This window comes from Opitutaceae bacterium TAV5 (genome assembly GCA_000242935.3).
In the GTDB taxonomy this organism is placed as follows: Bacteria; Verrucomicrobiota; Verrucomicrobiia; order Opitutales; family Opitutaceae; genus Geminisphaera.
The window spans coordinates 6622607-6642375 of the sequence record CP007053.1 but is presented as its reverse complement, the minus strand read 5'-3'; the positions used below and the strand labels follow the sequence as shown (position 1 = coordinate 6642375).

The 19769-nt window shown below is 65.6% G+C and carries 17 protein-coding genes; 8 read left to right on the top strand and 9 right to left on the bottom strand.

Annotation, left to right across the window (positions count from 1 at the left end; all coding sequences use genetic code 11):
* Window positions 1-70 precede the first annotated feature (70 nt).
* Entirely contained in the window at window positions 71-931 is an 861-nt protein-coding gene (locus OPIT5_27990) for a formyltetrahydrofolate deformylase (GenBank protein AHF93470.1), read from the top strand.
* On the opposite strand, the gene OPIT5_27985 is transcribed toward OPIT5_27990, so the two are convergent.
* Entirely contained in the window at window positions 901-1731 is an 831-nt protein-coding gene (locus OPIT5_27985; GenBank protein ID AHF93469.1) for a ThiF domain-containing protein, read from the bottom strand. The two genes, OPIT5_27990 and OPIT5_27985, sit on opposite strands and share 31 nt — an antisense overlap.
* A gap of 291 nt (window positions 1732-2022) precedes the next feature.
* Here OPIT5_27985 and OPIT5_27980 point away from each other — a divergent pair, with 291 nt between their 5' ends.
* The 5 genes from OPIT5_27980 (at window position 2023) to OPIT5_27960 (ending at window position 6643) form a co-directional block, all read left to right on the top strand.
* A complete protein-coding gene (locus OPIT5_27980) occupies window positions 2023-2769 on the top strand; it encodes an acyl-ACP--UDP-N-acetylglucosamine O-acyltransferase (protein ID AHF93468.1) in 747 nt (248 codons plus the stop codon).
* 194 nt (window positions 2770-2963) lie between these two features.
* The gene (locus OPIT5_27975) at window positions 2964-3956 is read left to right on the top strand and encodes a 4-hydroxythreonine-4-phosphate dehydrogenase (protein ID AHF93467.1); all 993 of its coding nucleotides are present in this window, start codon (window positions 2964-2966) and stop codon (window positions 3954-3956) included.
* A gap of 103 nt (window positions 3957-4059) precedes the next feature.
* Window positions 4060-4485 (top strand): iron-sulfur binding protein, encoded by a 426-nt coding sequence (locus OPIT5_27970; protein AHF93466.1) that lies wholly within the window; start codon window positions 4060-4062, stop codon window positions 4483-4485.
* Between the two features lie 356 nt (window positions 4486-4841).
* Window positions 4842-5543 carry a translation initiation factor IF-3 gene (locus OPIT5_27965; protein AHF93465.1) on the top strand — a complete coding sequence of 234 codons (702 nt, stop codon included), beginning with the start codon at window positions 4842-4844 and terminating at the stop codon, window positions 5541-5543.
* Window positions 5544-5548: 5 nt separating this feature from the next.
* Window positions 5549-6643 carry a cell wall hydrolase gene (locus tag OPIT5_27960; protein ID AHF93464.1) on the top strand — a complete coding sequence of 365 codons (1095 nt, stop codon included), beginning with the start codon at window positions 5549-5551 and terminating at the stop codon, window positions 6641-6643.
* Window positions 6644-6891: 248 nt separating this feature from the next.
* Here the strand turns inward: OPIT5_27960 and OPIT5_27955 are convergent, their stop codons facing one another.
* Window positions 6892-7086 carry a hypothetical protein gene (locus OPIT5_27955; protein ID AHF94835.1) on the bottom strand — a complete coding sequence of 65 codons (195 nt, stop codon included), beginning with the start codon at window positions 7084-7086 and terminating at the stop codon, window positions 6892-6894.
* On the opposite strand from OPIT5_27955, the gene OPIT5_27950 reads away from it, so the two are divergent.
* Window positions 7073-7360 (top strand): hypothetical protein, encoded by a 288-nt coding sequence (locus OPIT5_27950; protein AHF93463.1) that lies wholly within the window; start codon window positions 7073-7075, stop codon window positions 7358-7360. The two genes, OPIT5_27955 and OPIT5_27950, sit on opposite strands and share 14 nt — an antisense overlap.
* 587 nt (window positions 7361-7947) lie before the next feature.
* On the top strand, window positions 7948-9324 hold the full coding sequence (locus OPIT5_27945; protein ID AHF93462.1) for an EmrB/QacA subfamily drug resistance transporter: 1377 nt from the start codon (window positions 7948-7950) through the stop codon (window positions 9322-9324).
* Between the two features lie 123 nt (window positions 9325-9447).
* Here OPIT5_27945 and OPIT5_27940 read toward each other — a convergent pair whose 3' ends face one another.
* From OPIT5_27940 to OPIT5_27910, 7 genes are all read right to left on the bottom strand, one after another.
* Window positions 9448-10194 (bottom strand): RNA polymerase sigma-70 factor, encoded by a 747-nt coding sequence (locus OPIT5_27940; GenBank protein ID AHF93461.1) that lies wholly within the window; start codon window positions 10192-10194, stop codon window positions 9448-9450.
* 6 nt (window positions 10195-10200) lie between these two features.
* On the bottom strand, window positions 10201-10662 hold the full coding sequence (locus tag OPIT5_27935; protein AHF93460.1) for a hypothetical protein: 462 nt from the start codon (window positions 10660-10662) through the stop codon (window positions 10201-10203).
* A gap of 31 nt (window positions 10663-10693) precedes the next feature.
* The gene (locus OPIT5_27930) at window positions 10694-13627 is read right to left on the bottom strand and encodes a serine/threonine protein kinase (GenBank protein ID AHF93459.1); all 2934 of its coding nucleotides are present in this window, start codon (window positions 13625-13627) and stop codon (window positions 10694-10696) included.
* A 105-nt stretch (window positions 13628-13732) separates the two neighbouring features.
* On the bottom strand, window positions 13733-14332 hold the full coding sequence (locus tag OPIT5_27925; GenBank protein ID AHF93458.1) for an acetyltransferase: 600 nt from the start codon (window positions 14330-14332) through the stop codon (window positions 13733-13735).
* 272 nt (window positions 14333-14604) lie between these two features.
* A complete protein-coding gene (locus OPIT5_27920; GenBank protein AHF93457.1) occupies window positions 14605-15876 on the bottom strand; it encodes a hypothetical protein in 1272 nt (423 codons plus the stop codon).
* A gap of 107 nt (window positions 15877-15983) precedes the next feature.
* Complete coding sequence (locus OPIT5_27915; protein AHF93456.1) at window positions 15984-17405, bottom strand: sodium:melibiose symporter; 1422 nt, start codon at window positions 17403-17405, stop codon at window positions 15984-15986.
* 43 nt (window positions 17406-17448) lie between these two features.
* Window positions 17449-19758: a hypothetical protein gene (locus OPIT5_27910; GenBank protein AHF93455.1), complete on the bottom strand. Its 2310-nt coding sequence runs from the start codon at window positions 19756-19758 to the stop codon at window positions 17449-17451.
* Between the last annotated feature and the right edge of the window lie 11 nt (window positions 19759-19769).

Here is a 19769-nt window from a genome sequence, read left to right as displayed (position 1 = left end):
GCTTTCAGCTTTCCCGGTTTCGGCTTTGGCTCCGAGGTTTGGTTTTCGGATTTCATTAAAACTGTTTGTCATGAGTCATCTTCCTTCCTCCCTCGTCGCTCTCCTGCATGGTCCTGACCAGCCCGGCCTCGTCGCCCGCGTCTCCGGCTGGATTTTCGAAAAAGGCGGCAACATCCTGCACGCCGACCAGCACCAGGATCGCGAGGCAGGCGTGTTTTTCCAGCGCGTGGAATGGGTGCCGACGACGGCGGCCGACGTGGAGGGCGAGCGGGAGGCGTTTGCCGGGTTTGCCCGCAACCTCGGGATGAATGTGCGGGTGACGCGGCGTGACCAGCGTCCGCGCGTGGTGATGTTCGTCTCGAAATTTGACCACTGTTTCCATGATATCGCGTTGCGCTGGAAGGCGGGCGAATATCACTGCGATCTGGTGGCGATCGTTTCGAATCATCCCGACCTGGCCGGAGCGGCCGCCGGCTACGGGCTCCCGTATCACCACATCCCGGTGACGGCGGTGACGAAGGCCGCGGCCGAGGCGCAACAGGTGGCGCTGCTGCATGAAGTGCGGGCGGATTTCGTCATCATGGCGCGGTACATGCAGGTGCTGTCGGCGGCCTTCCTGCAGAATTTCGGCAAGCCGGTGATCAACATCCATCACTCGTTCCTGCCGGCGTTTGCGGGAGGGAAACCTTATCATCAGGCGCATGCGCGCGGGGTGAAGCTCATCGGCGCCACCGCGCATTATGCCACCGCCGTGCTCGATGACGGGCCGATCATCCACCAGGACGTCATGCGCGTCACCCATCGCCATGGCGTCGAGGATCTGGTCCGCATGGGACGCGATCTCGAGCGGATGGTCCTGGCGCGCGCCGTGCGGCTCCAGCTCGAACACCGCGTGCTCGCTTACGGGAACAAGACGGTGGTGTTTGATTGAGGGACGCCGGCGATCGCGGCGACCGCCTCCTGGGCGGCGACGAGGCCGAAGGCGGCCGTCACCCAGACCGCTGTGCCGAAGCCGCTGGCGCAGTCGAGGCGCAGGCGGCTGCCGGGTTCCATGTCGGTGTGGCAGGTGCCGTCGGCCCAGGGGAAAACCGGTTTTTCATCCGACCACACGCAGCGCACGCCGAAGCGCTCGCGTTCGCCGGCCGGGAAACCGTGCTCGCGGCGCAGTTTCTTGCGCACTTGTTTGAGCAGGTCGTCGCCGCCGGTGTGGCCGAGGTCGCCGGTGCGCAGGCGGGTGGCATCGCGTTTGCCGCCGGCGCCGCCGGTTGTCACGCAGGGGAGGCCGCGGCGCACGCATTCGGCGACGAGCAGGGCCTTGTTGCCGACGTTGTCGATGGCGTCCACGACGACGGAAAATCCCGGCGCCGGCGGGGGAGGAGGGGAGAGCAACGCATCGGCGTTGGCGGCAGTGAAAAATTCCGTCACGGCGGTGACGCGGCAGCCGGGATGGATGAGCCGGATGCGGTCGGCGAGGGCGGCCACCTTGGGCCGGCCGATCTGGCCGTCGAGCGCGGGAAGCTGGCGGTTGACGTTGGTGATGCACACGTCGTCGAGGTCGATGAGGGTGATCGCGCCGACGCCGCTGCGGGCGAGCGCCTCGGCGGTCCACGAACCGACACCGCCGGTGCCGACGACGCAGGCGTGCGCGGCCCGCAGCCGGACAAGCGCCTCGCGGCCGAAGAGCCGGCCGAGCGCGCCGAAACGGTCAAGATAATCGTCGGACGGATGCATGGAGGGAAAAAGCCGGAAGGCTGAAAGCCTGGAAAGCTGAAAAAACGGATGTTACGCGGGCCGGCGTGGCACGGGCTTTTCCCACCAATCGCCCGTGGACGGCGCTCCGCGCCGCAAACGTCCCCCCTCCTTTCCTTCCCCCGGCAATCATGGGCAGGATGCCCATGCCACATCAAACCCACGGGCTGGAAGCCCGTGCCACGCCATCTGCGTAATATCATTTATTCCGACTTCCGGTTTTTCAGCCTTTCCGCTTTTTCAACAAGTTGTCAGGGATCTTGTTCTCCGCTCATGATCCATCCGACTGCCATAATAGAGGACGGCGTCGTCCTCGGTGAAAACTGCCACATCCGCGAGGGTGTCATCCTGCGCCGGGGCACGGTGCTGGGAGACCGCGTCACGGTGCATTCCTATGCGGTCATCGGCGGGGAGCCGCAGGACATCAAGTTCGACCCGGCGACGGAATCCGGCGTGCGTATCGGGTCGGGCACTACGATCCGCGAGCATGTCACCGTCAACCGCGCCACGCATGCCGGCGGGGCGACCGTGATCGGTTCGCAGTGTTACCTGATGGCGGATGCGCATGTGGCCCACGATTGCGTGCTCGGCGACCATGTGATCCTCGCCAACGGCGCCTTGCTCGCGGGCCATCTGCATGTGGAGGGGCACGTGTTCATCGGCGGCGGCGCGGGGCTGCACCAGTTTGGCCGGGTGGGGGAGGGCGCGATGGTCGCCGGCGGCGCGCGCATCGCGCTCGACATCCCGCCCAACGTCATGGTGGCGGAGCGCAACGAGATCATCGGCCTGAACCTCGTGGGTCTGCGGCGTCGCGGCGTCGATGCCGCCGCCGTGCGTGAACTGAAGGATGCTTTCCGCGCCATCTACTATACGCCCGGCAACATCCGCGATGTGGCGGCGAAGCTGCTCGAGGACGCCCGCACGCCGGAAGCGCGGCACTTCATCCGGTTTTTCACCCTCGGCAAGCGCGGCATCGCCCGCCCCTCGCGCGAGATGATCGAGGCCACGGCGGCGCTGTAGGGACCGGCTTCGTCTCTCCTCGCATGCCCGGAGCCGGAATTTGACCACGGATTGCACGGATGGAAAACCGGATAAAGGCAGGGATTTTCAAGAACAACAGGTAGCTTCCCATCCGTGTAATCCGTGGTCAGATACCTGTCCGGCTTTCCGAATCTGTAACTTTTACGAATACCACAACGCACCCGCATCAACCGATGGCCACCACCACCTCGTCTTCCGCTCCCTCTCCTGCTTCCGCTTCTGTCGCTGCCGGTCTCCCGCTCGCTCTGACCTGCGGCGACCCGGCCGGCGTCGGTCCCGAGATCATTGCACGGTGGCTGGAGACCTATCCGGCCGAACGTGCCCGCGTGGCCGTGATCGGCCCGGCCTCCTGGCTGGAAACGTTGCCCGGCGATGTGGCGGCGAAGGTCGCCGTCGGCGAAGCCGGTTTCGCGGCGACGCCCGGCCAGCCTGCCGAGGCCGGCGCGCGGGTGGCCCGGGATGCCATGGAGCGCGCCGCGGCGGGTTGTCTGGCGGGCGCGTTTTCGGGAGTCGTCACCGGCCCGGTCAGCAAGGCGTGGCTGGCGCGCGTCGGCTACCCGTATCCCGGGCAGACGGAGTTTTTCGCGGCCCGCTGGGGCGGCGAGCCGGTGATGGCGTTTGCCGGCGGCCGGTTGCGGGTGGTGCTGCACACCTGGCACATCCCGCTGCGCGCGGTGGCCGCGGAGCTTTCCCCGGAAAAGCTCGCCCGCACCGTCCGCGCCGCGGCCCGGCTGGCCGGCGTCTTCGTGCCGGATCACGCGTCGTCCGGCATGCCGCCGCCGCGCATCGGCGTGTGCGGCCTCAACCCGCACGCCGGCGAGGGCGGGTTGCTCGGCACGGAGGAGCGCGACGTGATCGACCCGATCCTCGACACGCTGCGCCCGGAGTTTCCCGGCCTCTCGCGCTGCGAACCGGGCGACACGCTTTTCGGGCGGCAACTGCGCGGCGAATTCGATGTGATTGTCGCCCTTTACCACGACCAGGGCCTGGCGCCCCTCAAGGTCATCGATTTCGACGAATCGGTGAACATCACGCTCGGCCTCCCGCACGTGCGCACCAGCCCGGACCACGGCACGGCGTTCGGCATCGCGGGGCAGGGGAAGGCATCGATCACCAGTTTTGCCAATGCCGTCACTGTGGCCCGCCGGTTGTTGCGAAAAAGCTGAAAGGGGGAAAACTGTGTCCTGCGTTGCGCGGGAGGTCCCGGTTGTGACAACCTGTCCCGGTCCTCCCGAAGCGCCGCCGATCCGACCTGCCTGCCGACCGACCATGTCACCGACCACCGAAACACCACCGACCGCCAGCACCGCCACCGCCGCCGCCGCTCTCACCGACGCGCCGCTTCCCGAGGGCGTGCGCGAGGGCAACGAAAACCTCGTCTCCCTCACCGGGCCCGCCGGCGCGAAGGTGCGCGCGCTCGTCGCCCGCGAGCAGCAGGGGGAATACCTGCGGGTGGCGATCAGCGGGGGCGGTTGCAACGGCCTCAGCTACAAGCTCCGCTTCGCCGCCGCCCCCCGCAAGGGCGACATCCTCGTGCGCACGGCGGGCATTCCGGTGATTGTGGACCCCAAAACCGCCCTCTACCTGAAAGGCACCGTGATCGATTATTCGAGCAAACTGATCGCCGGCGGCTTCAAGTTCGCCAATCCCAACGCCAAGGCCAGTTGCTCCTGTGGCGAGAGTTTCAGCGTGTAACCGCCCTCGCGTCCCTTCACGGCTGTTTTTTCCCTGATTCAGAAGTTGAAACCGCTAAAGGACGCTAAAGGTCGCTAAAGGGGAACAGATGGATGAAGAAATCAGGAGACCGGAACATTCTCCTGCGGGTGAAGACATCGTCGGGTCATCCTGCCTGACCATGTCTTTGTTTAGCGTCCGTTAGCGTCCTTTAGCGGTTCCCTCTGCTGCGGTCTTCAGGTTTATTCGGATGATCCCGGACAAATCGCATCGGGGTTTTCCCCCGGTTTGTCACCTTTTGCCACTTCGTTGTTGATCCCGCCACTTATCTGCGTGAAAAACCTCCGGAATATTTCTCGCAGAACATAAAATACTGAATGGCTATATCGTTCCCCCAAGGAGGCGGCCGGCGTCCCGGTCAATACCAGCGTCGTAACAACGACCCTTTCGCGCACATCCGGCGCAACCAGCGTATCCGGGTTCCTGAAATCCGGGTCATATCCCCCGAAGGCAAGCAGCTCGGCATCATGGCGACCGAGCGGGCGCTGGCCCTCGCGCAGCAATTCAACCTCGACCTCGTGGAGATGGCCGCCAACGCCACTCCGCCCGTCTGCCGGATCATGGATTTTGGCAAGTACGTTTACGAGGAGTCGAAGAAGACCAGCCACGTCAAATCCACGGCTTCGCGCATCAAGGAAATCGAGTTCACCGCCCGCATCGAAAAGGGCGATTTCCTCACCAAAGTGCGCCACGCCGAGGAATTTCTCGACCACGGCAACAAGGTGAAACTCCGCCTCAAGTTCCGCGGCCGCGAGATGGCCCGGCAGGAGATCGGTTTCGAGGTGATGAAACGCGCCATCGAGGAGCTCACCGGCATGGGCCATCCCGATTCCCAGCCCCGCCTCATGGGCAAGCAGATCAACGTCATGCTCACGCCCAATCCTCCCGGCAAACGGAAGCGCAAGTACGCGCTCGCCGAAAACGAGGAGGCAATCGACGACACCGGCCGGGAGACTCCCGACAAGGACGACGCCGACGAGCAGGACGAAGCCGCTCCCTCGCCGCAAACCCAGGGCTGACCACGGTGGCCGATCCTGGCGTGTCTGCCGGGCGGCGCTGCCGCCGCCCGTCCCGCATCTTCCGCATCGCGGCCGGTGCGGCCTTCGTGTTCGCGACTCTCGCCGGCATGGCGCCGCTTGCCGCGCCCGCGCTCCGGGCGCAGCCGCCCCGGCCCGGCTCCCCCGCGGCCACGACGCCGGATGCGTTCCTCGTGAACGGCATCCGGTATATCGACGCCCGGCCGTTTTTTTCCCGTTACGGGCTGGCCGGCGAGTGGTCGGCGCCCGGCACCCGCCTCGTGTTTTCCAGCCGGTGGTCGCGGATCGAGATCGAGCACGACAAGCGCGACGTGCTCATCAACGGCGTCAAGGCCTACCTCGGCGACGCCGCTCTCGTGCGCCAGGGCACGCTCTACGTCTCGGAGCCCGACACCGAAAAACTCTTCGCCCCGATCCTGCGTCCGGCCGGCCTGAAAGTGACCCGCCCGCTGCGGACCATCGTGATCGACGCCGGCCACGGCGGCAAGGACACGGGCACGCAGAACAAGGCGCTCGGGTACGACGAAAAGAACTTCACGCTCGTCGTCGCCCGCCTGCTCCAGGCCAAACTCTCCGGCGGACCCTGGCGCGTGCTCATGACGCGCAACGACGACCGCTTCATCGATCTCGGAGCCCGCAGCGAGATGGCGGCGAAGGCCGGAGCGGATCTTTTTATCAGCATCCACTTCAATGCCGTGGCCGGCCCCTCGGCCGTCAAGGGCACGGAGACCTTTATCCTGACGCCCGGCAACCAGCGCTCCACCGGCGCCGACCAGCGCACCCCCGCCGATGCGAAAATCCATCCTGGCAATGCGCATGACGAGTGGAATGCCCTGCTCGGTTACCAGATCCAGCGCCATCTGATGGCGAGGCTGGGCAGTGTGGACCGCGGACTGAAGCGCGCCCGGTTTGCCGTGCTCCGCGAGGCGCCCTGCCCGGCGGTGCTGATCGAGGCGGGTTATCTGTCGAACGCGGCGGAGGCCCGCAAAATCGCCACCGACGCCTACCGGCAGGACATCGCCGATTCCATCGCCGCCGCGGTCCGCGTGTACGCTGCGGCGCTCGACACCGCGGGAAAGTGATTCTCCTGAATGTAGCACGGCCATCTTGGCCGTGGACGGCGCGCAGCGCCGCCTCTGTCCGGAGCGGAACACGGGCTGGAAGCCCGTGCCACTTCCGCGCCGCCCTGACCCCTGCTTTGAGTTGAGCCCGAAGGTTTTCGTTAGCCGGGCTGCACAATGGCACCGAGATTGCTGTTGTCCGCGTCACCATTGGTGGCATTCTTCATCTCCGTCGTCGGAGATCCGATACAGAATCAACCCTCAACTGCCTACGTCATGAAAAAGACAACAAAATCGACCAAGTCCGCTTCGACTGCTGAAAAAAAGGTAACTGCAACTGCCGCCAAACCGGTGAAGACGCCAGCGGCCGCCCCGAAGCCGGCGGCAAAAAAGCCCGCGACTCCGGCCAAAAAAAGCGTGCCGGTCCGCAAGCCGGTCGTGCCGACGCTGGTGCCGGCGGTCAAGAGCACCGCGCCGCGTCCCGTGCTCACCGAAATCACGGCGGCGGTGGATGTGGGTTTTGGCAACACCCTCTATCTGCGCGGAGAAGGTCCGGGCCTGAGCTGGGAGAAAGGCATCCCGCTCGCGTGCGTGTCCTCCGAGCGCTGGCTGGTGACCGTTGGCGAAACGAACAAGCCCGTCGTCTGCAAGTTCCTCATCAATGACCTGACATGGTCCACGGGCGAGGATTACGTCGTGGCTCCCGGTTCCAGCGTGGTGCTCTCCCCGACGTTCTGAGCGTCTCCCGGCCCGCCGCGCCCGATCTCCCCTCCCGACCCCGCAGCTTCGTCGCGGGGTTTTTTGCGGGGAAGGTGCGTGGCGCGGGCGTCCCGCCCGCCGAGGGAGCGGCGGCATTTTTCTGCCAATCCCGCCGTGACGAGGCGCGTCAGCGCCTCGCCCGGTGCCTCACCGTCCGGACCGGCGACGCGTTGCGTCGTCTGCAGCGGCAAGAATGCCGCCGCTCCGTTGCTCAACGGATACGATGCCCGTGCCACTTTTTCTGCCAATCCGGCATTCTTCACGACGAGTCGGCATCGTGCCCGCTCCGGGAAACACCGGTATCCGCTTGCAGACCGGAGAGCGCGGTGAATGGTTGTGGCCGCATGTCACGCTCGGATCAGGCGGCCGGCCGCTTCGATGATACCGGGCTGGTAAGCTCTCCTGACCGGTCGCAACCGGAAGGCGCCGACGCTGTGCCAGTCGACTCCTCGAACCGCTCCGGCCCCGCCATTGCCACTTCTTTTCATCAGGATGCCGCCGCCCGGCCGGAAACGCCGTCGGCCGGGCCCGTGCCGTCCGACACCCTGAAACGCATCCTGCCCTGGCTGGTGGCGGTGTCGTTTTTCATGGAATCGCTCGATATGACGATTCTCAACACGGCGGCGCCCACCGTGGCGGCGGCGCTCGGGGTCGCGCCGCTCAGCCTGAAATCCGCGCTCACCAGCTACACGCTCAGCCTGGCGCTGTTCATCCCGCTCAGCGGCTGGATGGCCGACCGGTTCGGCACGCGGCGGGTCTTCGGCTCCGCGATCGGCATCTTCACGCTCGGCTCGCTGCTGTGCGGACTGTCCACGAACCTGCACATGCTGGTGGCGGCGCGCATCCTGCAAGGAATTGGCGGAGCCATGATGATGCCGGTGGGCCGCATCGCCATCGTGCGCACCTTTCCGAAGACGGAGATCATGCGGGCGATGAGTTTTGTGGTGATCCCGGGGCTGATCGGCCCGCTGATCGGTCCGCTGGCGGGCGGTGCGATCGTGGACTACCTGCACTGGCGGGTGATTTTTTTCGTGAATGTGCCGGTCGGCGTGATCGGCCTGTATTGCGTCAGTCGCTACATGCCGGATTACCGCGGCGTCTCGCGGGTGCCGCTCGATTTTGCCGGCTTTTTGCTTTTCGGCGGCGGCGTGGCGCTGCTCTCGCACGCGCTCGAGGTTTTTGGCGAGCACAGCATGGCGCTGCCGGGGGTGCTGGCGATGGTGACCGTCGCGGCGGGGTTGCTGCTCGCCTACGCGCGGCACGCCTTGGGGCGGCCGCATCCGCTGCTGCGGGTGTCGCTGTTTCGCAAACGGACGTTTTCGACGGCGGTGCTGGGCGGATTCGTCTCGCGGCTGGGCATCGGCGGCATGCCGTTTCTGCTGCCGCTGTTTTACCAGGTGGGTTTCGGGCGGTCGCCGGTGCAGGCGGCCCTGCTCATCATGCCGCAACCGCTGGCGGCGATGACGATGAAGTTCGTCGCGCCACGCCTGCTCGACCGCATCGGCTACCGGCGGGCGTTGCTCGTCAACACCTGCCTGATCGGCGTGACGATGGCGCTCTTCGCGACCATCGGCGCGGACACTCCGATGTGGCTGATTCTGGTGCACGCCTACATTTTCGGTTTCCTGATGTCGGCGCAGTACACGAGCCTGAACACGCTGACGTTTGCCGATCTCGATGCTGCGGAGACGAGCATGGGCAGCAGCATGGCCAGCGTGGGCCAGCAACTGGCGATGAGCTTTGGCGTGGCGACGGGCTCGCTGGCCGTGGCGATGTTCCTCTCGGCGGGAGCGCACGCCGGCTCCGGACCGGCGGAGATGGTTTCGGCGATCCGGCACGCGTTTGTCGTGCTCGGCGCGCTGACGATTCTCTCGTCGCTGACCTACCGGCGGCTGCGTCCGGAGGATGGCGACAACGTGATCAGCGCTCCGCGTGCCGGCTGATTCATTCTCTTGGGTCTGATATCCCGAAGCTTGCTTCGGCTTGTCGGAGCGGCGGCGAGGACGCCCGCCGCTCCAATGCCTCGGGGCTTGCCCCGAGGTTCTTTATGGCGGGGAGAACGCCGATCAGGCGCCGGTGAGCGCGGCGAGCAGATAACGGAGTTCGTCGTCGGCATCTTCCGGACGGGCGACGGTCTGGGCGATTTCATCGCGCAGGAGCTGGCGGTAACGCTGGCGCAGGCGGTGCGCGGCGACGCGGGCGGCGGCTTCGCTGGTGCCGAGACGGGCGGCGATTTCAGCGAACGGAGCCGCTTCGCCCCGGGCGGTGAGGAAGGGGGCGAGTGTTTCGAAGAGCGCGAGGCGGCCGGCGGCGGCGTGTTCGTCACGCAGGCGGGTGACGACGGTATCGAGCAAGGCGAGCGCCCAGGCGCGGTCGAAGGCCCGGTCGGGAGACAGGTCGGAGGAGGACGCGGCGGCGAAAGCGTTTTCGGCGGAGGCGGTGTCGAGCGAGACGAGCAGGCGGGCGTCGCGCCTTTGGGCGTGCGCGCGATCGCGCGCGTCGGCGAGGTAGTGGTTGAAGGAGCCGAGCAGGAAAGAGCGGAAGCGTCCGCGTTCGCGGCGCACGGCGGCGATTGAGTCGAGCCGGAGGAGCCGGGCGAAAAACCCCTGCACGGCGTCTTCGGCGTCGACGGGTGACAGCCCGCGCCGGCGCGCATGCGCGTAGAGCGGCGACCAGTACGCGCGGCAGAGTTCGGAGAGCGCACGGCGGGCGGTCGTATCCGCCTCGTCGTTACCGGAGGACGAGGCGGCGGCGCCTCCGGCTCCGGCGGCGAGAACGAGTGTCCAGCGGGTGGTGGCGAAGGAGGCGCTCACTTGATGTCACTTGATGAAATAGCCGGAGGCCCGCCACGCACCGTCGGACTCGCGGCTGAAGGTGACGGTTTCGACGGCGGATTTTTTGCGGGAGAATTCGGTGGCAAATTGCATGACGACGTAGTCACCCTTGGGAGCGCCGGGCAGCGTGGAAGTTTGCTGGCAGTGCTGCAACTGGCGTTTGGCGAGCGTGCCGAGCGGGGCGCGGACAGATTTGAGGGCCTTTTCCCAGTCGGTCTCAGTCACGGCATTTTGAAAACCTGCGGAGGTGTTGCGCCAGCTTTGCGCGTAGCGGCCGCTGTCGATGTCGCCCAGCCAGGCAAGGGCCTTTTCGACGACCGGATCGCTGGCGTCATCGCGCACGGGAGCGGGGGATGGCTGTTGCTCTTGGGCAAAAGCTTTCCCGGAGGGGAGGGCGGCGAGAAGGATCAGAGTGGCGATCAGTGTTTTGGTGATGTGCATTTTCATTTTGGCTTGGGATTGGCGTGAGTCGGGTGGTTCAGTGGATGTAGTATCCGGTGGCCCGCCAGACGCCGTCGGATTCTTCCGTGAAGGTGACGGTTTCAATCGCGGCTTTTTGACGGGAAAAATCGGTGGAGAACCGCATGACGACGTAATGCCCGTCGGGCGCGCCGGGCAGGGTATGGGTTTCCTGCGAGGAAATGAGCCGGCGCGAGACGACGCTGCCAAGCGAAGGGCGCCCGGCCTTGAGGGTGAACACCCACTCGGTCTCACCCACGGCGGTGCGGAAACCGGAGGAGGCGTCGCGCCAGCTCTGTGCGTAGTGTTCCGGTCCGGCGTCGATCAGTTGTAACCAGACGCGAGCACGTTCAACAGCAGTGGAGACGGGCTGATGCTCCGGCGGGTTCTGTCGCCCGGAAGAGGATGTTGCCCGAGGCAGCCCGGCGAGCAGGGCGGCCTCTTCATCGGAGAGGTCGGCGATGAGTGACACGGCCGAGGGGGCGCTGTCGGCCATCACCGTCGGAGAGCCGAGCACCCGTTGATCGAGTACGATGGCGATGCGGCGTTTTCTGGCGGACTGGAATAACTGGTCGAGCCGGAACACGCCCTCCGTGGTGAGCCGGAACAGGATCTGGTGTTTGCCCTGTTCGGGGTAGGGCGAAGGCTGGATTTCCACGGAATCGAGCGCGCTGCCATCAAGGAAAACCTCGGTGTTCACACGCAAGGATTCGCCCCTGCGGTCGACAAGGGTTTCTTGGCCGACGTGGAGCCACGCGAGCGATGTCTGCATAAGCGTTTCCAGCAACGGATCGGAGGCGGGCGGGGAGGCGGTGCAGACAAGCTCGACGCGGACGCCTTCTCCGGCGACGGAATCGAAACCGGCATTGATGAAGGTGAAGGAGTGCTCGCCACGTGTGACCTGCGGAAGGGCAGACGTTTCATCGGCCGGCCGGGTAGTGCGAACAAGGGTGAGCCGTACCGTATCGGATGTTATCTGAAATTGTTCATCGGATACCTGGATAGCCGAATCGGGAACGAGTCCGGAGGCAGCCTGACGAAGTTCGGAGGAAATACCGGCGAAGGTTGCCGGACTGGCTTCGCGGAGAAAACGCAAGCGGCCGGGATCGGTAGCGGCAACGTTTGTCGGCGTGGAGGGCGTGGCCGGATGGTCAGCCCCGGGAATGGTAATCGGTGGTTTTTCCCGGGCGAGTTGCAGCCCGGTAAATAGCGGCAGGAGCAGGCCGGTGAGAACAAGGAGGAGCGTCAATGTTTGCGGGAAAGGCCGGTGAGGCATGGATACGGAGTCGGGAAGGGGGCGCGGGTTTTTCCCGACGAAGGGCGTGACAAATGCAAAGAGCGCCGTTCCGAGGAGAAGCAGGTCGCCGATAATGAGGCCGACGATCCATGACGCAGGCAGGCGTGGCGGCGAAAGGCGGTTTGCGAACACGGTGAGGACCGTCAGCGCGGTGAAAAAAACGAGCATGCAGGGAACGAGCCACAGACCGCGACGGAGGATCAACGTCATGGTCGCGACGCGGCGCTCCGGTGCCAGCCAGTAGCCGCGATTGGGCAGATTGATGAAGCGGGCAGGGAAATGGTTGAGCGCAAAAAAGAGCGCGCCGATTCCGAACGAGACACCCAGGCCGGCGAGTTCGAGCGTGAGCAGGAACGTATCGCGTCGCATCCAGCCGTCGGCGCGCCCGGCACCATTGAAATGGGAGGCGACCCGATCCGGCAGCCAGTGGTTCGCCAGGAGGAGAGCGACAAGGAAAACGAGCGTGGCAGCAAGGATCGTGGCCATGGGGCCGACGAGCGGATGGCGAGGCAGGCGCGGGGAAGGGGTCGTCTGGCGGAGGCCGGAACCGGAGTCGCCGGAGGGAGGCGTGACGGAGGTCCGTGTGACGGTTTCCACCTGCGTTTTCAGTTCAGTGGCCTGTGCGTAGCGGCGGGCAGGGTTTTGTTGGAGGGCGCGGAGGACAATCTCGTCGAGGCGGACATCGATGTGGACTTTTTTCGAGGGCGGCGTGAGCGGTTGCGCGGACGGCGGAAGCTCGCCGGTGAGCATCTGGTAGAAGACGACGCCGAGCGCATAGATGTCGGCGCGGTGGTCGACCTCGCCGGAGGCGGCGGTTTGCTCGGGAGCCATGTAGGCGGGGGTGCCCATGATCTTGCCGGGACGGGTGGGCAGACCGGAGTCCGGTGAGGGTGAAGCGGGCGGGACGCCCGCAGAACACGGGCTGGAAGCCCGTGCCACTTTTTCTGCCAATCGGGCAGGATGCCCATGCCACATTGCGGGCGGGACGCCCGCGCCACGGGGGCCGGCGATGCGGGCGAGGCCGAAGTCGGCGACTTTCACGCGGCCTTGCCGGTCGAGGAGAATGTTTTCCGGCTTGATATCGCGGTGAACGACGCCGCGGTCGTGCGCGTACTGGAGAGCGTCGCAGATTTGCGGGACGATTTCCAGCGCCTCGCGGGCGGGCAGGGGACCGGCGCGGGTGTCGAGAAGCTGGCGGAGCGTGAGCCCGTCCACGAACTCCATGAGGATGAAATACAGGCCGCCGGACGTGCGGCCGGTTTCGTAAAGCGTGACGATGCCGGGGTGGTTGAGCTGGGCGAGTGCGCGGGCCTCGTGGCGGAAGCGGTCGGCGAAAGTCGGATCGGCATCGAGTCCGGGGCGAAGAATCTTCAGCGCCACGATGCGGTCGAGGTCGCGCTGGCGGGCCTTGTAGACCGCGCCCATGCCGCCGCGGCCGAGCAGGGCGAGGATGTCGAGTTGCGGAAACTCCGCGGCGATGTCGGCCGGCGCGAGCGGAGGCGGGGCGGGGTCGTGAGGTTGCGTCGGCAGGCCGGCGGCCAGAAGGCAGGCGGGGCAAAGGCCGAGCGCGGCACCGGGCGGAACAGGGCGGCCGCACTGGGGGCAGCTTCGGGCGGAACCGGAGTTGGAGAGGGATGAGGCGGAAGGTGTGGCCATGGATGGAAAGCGCCGCAGGTGAGAGATGTCACCCGGGCGTCATCCATGTAAGAGGAAAAAACGGGGAATTGTTACAGAAGTCGGCGAACCTGGGCGATTTTTTCACTACGCCGCCGGGCCGCGCAGGCGGATGACCTTGGCCGGGACGCCGCCGACGATGGCGCGGGCCGGGACGTCCTTCGTGACGACCGCACCGGCGGCGACGACGGCACCGGTGTGGACGGTGACGCCGGCCGTGAGCACGGTGCGTCCGGCGATCCAGCAATCGTCCTCGACGGTGATCGGGGCGGGCGTCAGGCCCTGGTCATGGATGGGGCGGGTGATGTCGTCGAAATTGTGGTTGCCGGCGATCATCTGCACGAAAGGCGCGATGCGGACCTTGTTGCCGATGGTGATCTGGCCGGCGCGGTCTTCGCGGTTGCCGTAACCGATGATGATGCTGCCGGCCTGGATCGAGGAGTCGTCGCCAAGGGTGACGTTGCCTTGCAGGATGACGCCAGGACCGACAGTGCAGCGCGCGCCGATGCGGAGTTCGCCGGCGCGCGGATGGATGCGCGCATCGGGGCTGATCCGGGCCGTCGGGTCGATGTGGACGTGGGCGTGGCGCGTGGCCAGAAAACGGCCGAAGCGGAGGGCGAGGCGCTGACGCCAGGTACGGTTGGCCGGCATGCTTTCACCGCCGTCGATAAGGGTCCAGAAACTCATGGGAAATGCGGAGTGGGGATTGATGGGGAACGGAGGGAACGATGCAGGCAGAAAATCCGGATCGGCACAGTATCAGATTCCATGCACCATGGGTGTCAGGGATTGGCTGCGCCCAAACCGAAGAAGGTTAACCACAGAGGCACGAAGACACAGAGAGCAAATCCACAAAGATTCCATCAGCAGAGGCATGTTTCTCTGTGGCTCGGTTCTTTGTGCCTCTGCGTCTCTGTGGTTCAATTTTCGGAAAACAGACAGCACGTAGCCGGAGGAAATCATAAGCAAAACTCGGCCAGGACGGCGTTCTTGCCCGGCAGGGTGTTGACGAGCACCTTGTCACCCCGGTGATTGAAGACGGGGTGGTGGCAGATGCGCAGCGGATTGCGGCCGGGCGGCTCGCGGTCGCCGATGAATTTGGGCAGGTCGACGCGGCGGATCGTCCGGCCGGTGCGTTTCGAGATGAAGAGAACGGCGCCGCCGGTCGCGGTGCCTTCGTCGGTGACGATGAGGTCGGGATCGAGCGGGCTGACGCTCGGGTGCCCGCCGCTGGCATGGTTGCTGAGCTTGCGGTAGCCGGTGCCGTCGTAACGGACTTCGGCGAGGCACTGGCGACCGGGATTTTGTGGATCGGGGCCGTAACCGATAAGGTGGTCGCCATCGGGCTGCCAGCTCCAGTGGACGCCGCGGCGTTCGTAGCTGAAATCGAGCGCGACGTGGATTTCGTCGAGCGAACGGTCGGCGGTGAGAATGTACGTGAGCTTGGGTTCGCCGCGCTCCTTCACGACGCAGTGGTTGCCGAAAAAGAAGAGGAAACGGCGGGCGTCGCGCGTCCAGCGGACGCAGTAGAGCATGAGCGTGGCGGCGTCGCCGGCGCCGAGCGTGGCGGCCAGTTCGCGGTCGGTGGCGCGGATGCGGTCGCGGGTGGCGGCGGGGAGCTTTTGGAGGACGTCGTTGATGCTGAGGCGAAGGCGGGCTTCGCCCGGTCTGGAGTTCAGGGTTTGGAGTTCAGAGTCGGGAAAACGGTATTCAAAAAGCCCGTGCCGGTCGCGGGCCTGGAAGGGAACGGGAGCGGCGTCGGGTTTGTAACGACCATCGCCATAGCCGGCAGCGTAGAGCATGCCGAGGAGGCCGGAGAGGATGGGCTCGCCGTCGGGGGGAGCGCCTTCCATGTCGCCCGCGATTTCGGCGGTGACGCCGGTGGCGAGGTCGTGGCGGCGGATGCGCGGAGCGGCAAGGTTGCCGCCCTGGAAATAAACGGCGCGGGCATCGGGCGACCACGTCTGCCAGTAACCGGTATGCCAGTACGCATCGCTGACGGGGCCGGCGGGGAAACGGGTTTCGATGGCGCGACGGCCGTCGGCCCCGGCAGGGCCGAAGACGATGATCTCGCCGGTGCGGGTGGCAAGGTCGGCTCCGGAAACGAGCAGGCGGTCGGAGCCGTCGGGCGCGTACGGGCAGAGGGTATAATAGCTGTGCAGGCTCCAGCGATCCGGGACGGGATGGGGGAGAGGAGCAGGAGGGGCGGCGATGGCGGAGGTGACGGACATGATGAAGGGCGAGTATGGCGCTGGTCCTGATTAAAACAAATCCCGTCGCGCCTGTCTTTGGCGCGGATTGATGCAATTGGCACTTTTTTGATGCACCGGGCCTGTGTTTACAATGCTCCCCGCCTGGCTTCCAGCCGGGCGCGGATTTCGTGCATGCGGCTCTTGGTGAGTTCGTAGCGGTTGACGGCAAAAAGGCTCAACGCGATGAAAACCACGGGGATCCAGATGTAGAAGGTGCGGAGATTTTCGGCGACGTGGGCGGGCTGGTTGGCTCCGTGGGAGGCATGGTATCCGGTCCAGACGAGGACGACGCCGCTGAGTCCGGTGGTAAGGGCGCCGGATGCCTTCAGGCACCAGGAAAACACCGAGGCGAAGCTGCCTTCGCGGCGTTGACCGGTGGCGAGTTCGTCGTAGTCGACAATATCGGCCTGCATGGAAGGCGCGACAAGCCAGAGTCCGGTGGCAAGCGGCCCGATGAGCAGCGAGGAGACAATCTGCAACCAGGGATGCTCGGGCGTGTAGAAAAGATAGACCGAGAGGTAACCGGCGATGCCGACGGCACCGATGATATAGAGGAGCATGCGTTTGCCGAAGCGCGCGGAAAGCCAGGTGCAGAAAGGCACGGCCAGAATGGCGGGCAGGAACACGGCGGTGGAGCTGGCTCCTTGTATTTTTGCCGCCAATACCAGGTCGCCGCGGCACACGTAGTAGGCGTTGACGTAAAAACCGAGCGAACTGACGAGGATGACACCGAGGTTTTTGGTGATGACGATGACAAGAAGCCAGAGGAAGGGGCGGGTGGAGAGCGTCTGCTTCATTCCGGCGAGGAGGGGCTGCCGGGGCTGTTTGCTGGTTTCCTTCGCGTAATAGCGCTCCTTGACGAAGATGCCGGGGAGCACGCCGAGGACGATCGTGGCGATGCCAAGTCCGATGCTGATCCAGCGCATGCCGTTGACGAGGTCGGGGGAGCCGTCGGCGCGGACGCCGAAAACGGGCAGGGTGGCGAGGGCGAGGATCCACCCGCTGGCCAGGGCGATGAATTTCTGCGAGACGGAACGCCATGCGGTGATGTTGGTGCGTTCGTCGTAGTCGGGGCTCATCTCCAGTTGCAGGCTGTAATAGGGCATGGACCAGAGCGTGAAGCAGGAATAGAAGAGGAGGCCGGAGACGAGGAGCCAGGCCGCCATCTGCCACTGGCTTATGTCACGAGGCATCCACCACATGATGGGCAGCGTGAGCCCGGCAAGGATGGCGCCGGCGACGATGAAGGGGCGGCGGCGGCCCCAGCGGGTGCGGGCGTTGTCGGAGATGTTGCCCATGACCGGATCGGTGAAGGCATCCCATACGCGCCAGATCATGAGTATCGAGCTGATGATCAGGGGATCGAGGCCGAGCCCGATGTTGAAGACGGGCGTGAGGTTGTTCTTGGGCACCCAGACGGCGGTGCCTTCGAGCTGCCCGCCGAGTCCGTAGGCGAGTTTTTGCCCGACCGGGACGCGGTCCTTTTCGGGGACTTTTGATCTGAACATCCCGAAACGGGATGGCCTGGAGGGTTGTTCTGGTTTCATCCGGTCAGGCGGAGAGGGAGGAAGTAGCTGACGATTCGATACGATTGAGAAGGTGGGCGAGGGCCATTTTGGTGTCGCCGCGATACCAGCCGCGCCAGCGGCCGGTTTCGCCGACGGGGAAGGCGTCGAGTGCGAAGCGGAGTCCGGCGGCGGCCGCCGCGAAGTCGGGCTCGGCCGGCCGGAGAAGCGCGGCGAGGGTGCGGTAGAGGCCGAGGAGAAGGGTGGCTTGGGCGACGAGGTTGGTCTGGAAGAAGGAGGCGTGGCGCGGATCGATCTGCGGCGCGCGGGCGCGGAGTTCGCCGAGGAGCGCGGCGAGGTTTTGCGCGGCTGTATCCAGAATCGCGAGGAGGCCGGGAGGGAGGAGGTCGCGACGCGGCGGGGTTGCCGTCGCGAGGGCATGGACTTCGTTGTAAATGAAGCGGCGGGCGGCGCCGTCGTAGAGGCGGAAACCGGGCGAGATTTCCGGAATGGCGGCCAGGAGTTTTGCGTGAAGGGGCGCGAACCCGGGCGGAGACCAGCGGGCGAGGAAGGAGGCCTCGGTGAGAGGGATTTTCGATTTTGGATTCCCGATTGTCGATTTTTGGTTTGGCAGACTGTTGTTTTCGTCCGGTACGATTGAAGAACCTGCTGGCGCGGTAGCGCCCCAATCGAAAATCGAAAATCCTCCCACCTGTTCCATGAAACACTGCGCGGCCATGACGTGCTCGCGGATATTGGAGACGTTGAGGATGGCGTAGCGGGTATCGCCACGCTCGATAAGCTGGCGGACGATGCGGGCGATTTTGGCGGGGGGCGGGCCTTGCACGAGGTGCGGGCCGAAGGGCCAGACGGCGGCGTGGTAATAAACGCCGCAGGGGCTTTGCGGGTCGCGGGGCAGCCCGGTGAAATCGTCCTGAAGCTCCTGCGTGAGGTGGTGGTCGGCAAAGACGCAGGTGACGCCCGGCGGTATCTGTAGTTGTCCGTTAGATACAAGTTCGGCGCCTTCGAGCCAGAGGGTGAGGGTGACGGGGGGCGCGGGGCGGGAGTCGGTCTCGCGGATGATGGCGAGTTGGTCGGCGAGGGCGGCGGCAATGAACTCTCCGGCGTGGGTGCGGGCGGCGGGATCGTGGCTCCAGAGGGGGCGGTCGCCGCGTCCGCGCAGGCCGATCTGCCAGATGACACGGTCTCCGGCGATGTCGCGCCAGCGGCGGGCATGATCGCGCCAGCAGGCGCGCATCACGTCGGGAGCCTCGCGGTAGGAGAAGGGGGCGCCGCGGTGGTTGTTTTTGGCGCACCAGGTCTCGTAGGCGAAATGGGAGACGCCGAGGGGTTCGACGTGGTGTTGCGAGACGTGGAGTCCGCGGCGGATGGCGGCACGGACGAGGGCGGCTTCGGGCGGGTTGGTGATGTCGTTGAAAGAGGAGGGGATGACGAGATTGCCGCGCAGGCGGAGGAGCGCTTCGAAGACCCTCTCCATGACTTCGGGCGCGGCGACGGGGGTGTAGTATTGGAGGAGGCGGGTTTCGTAGTTGGCCTCTTCGTCGTCGAGGGAACGTCCTTCAAATTCGGTGCGCCGGGGCCAGTCGCGGAAGCGTTGGCGCGAGCGCTTCGCCAATGACGAATGACGCATGACGCATGACGCATGGTCGGAGGTGGTGCCGGATGCGACGAGGTTGTCATTCGGCATTCGTAATTCGTCATTCGTCATTTCTTCCCACGTGGAGAGCAGGTCCTCGTCGTTGATGAACCAGCCCCGGTAGCGGAAGGCGGGCGGAGCGGAGAGGATCGTCGGCGGCGAGGCGGCGAGACGAGCGCGGAGGTCGGCAGGGGTGAGCGGGGCGGGTTCGATGTCCTTCCAGAACCAGAGGGGATCGACGCCGAGGAAGCGGTGCGAAAATTCGTAGATGCCGTAGATCGCGCCGAGTTCGTCCGCGCCGGAGATGGCGACGGGAACCGGCGCGGGGGAGGCGGCGGGAGTATCGGTTATCCGGATGCGAAAGGTTTCGGACGGGAGCGCGGGGTCGAGAGTGACGCGAAGGGTGAAGGGGGGAGGGGGGGCGTCACAGGTAGGGGCTTCGCTTGCGAAGCCCGCCGCATGTCGTTTGATACTTCGTCCTGCATTCGCGGGCGTCGCAAGCGACGCCCCTACGGTTTCGGTTGCGGGCGAGACGCCCGCGCCACGCGGAGAGGCAACGCTCACGGGCAAGGATGCCCGTGCCACGTCGGCGGGCGAGACGCCCGCGCCACTGCCACTTCCGCCTGAAAGGACTTTGGCGAGATCGCGGTGGAGGTCGTCGAGAGCGGCGGTGACGCCGGGGAAATCGGTCGCGTTCAATGTGGCGTGGG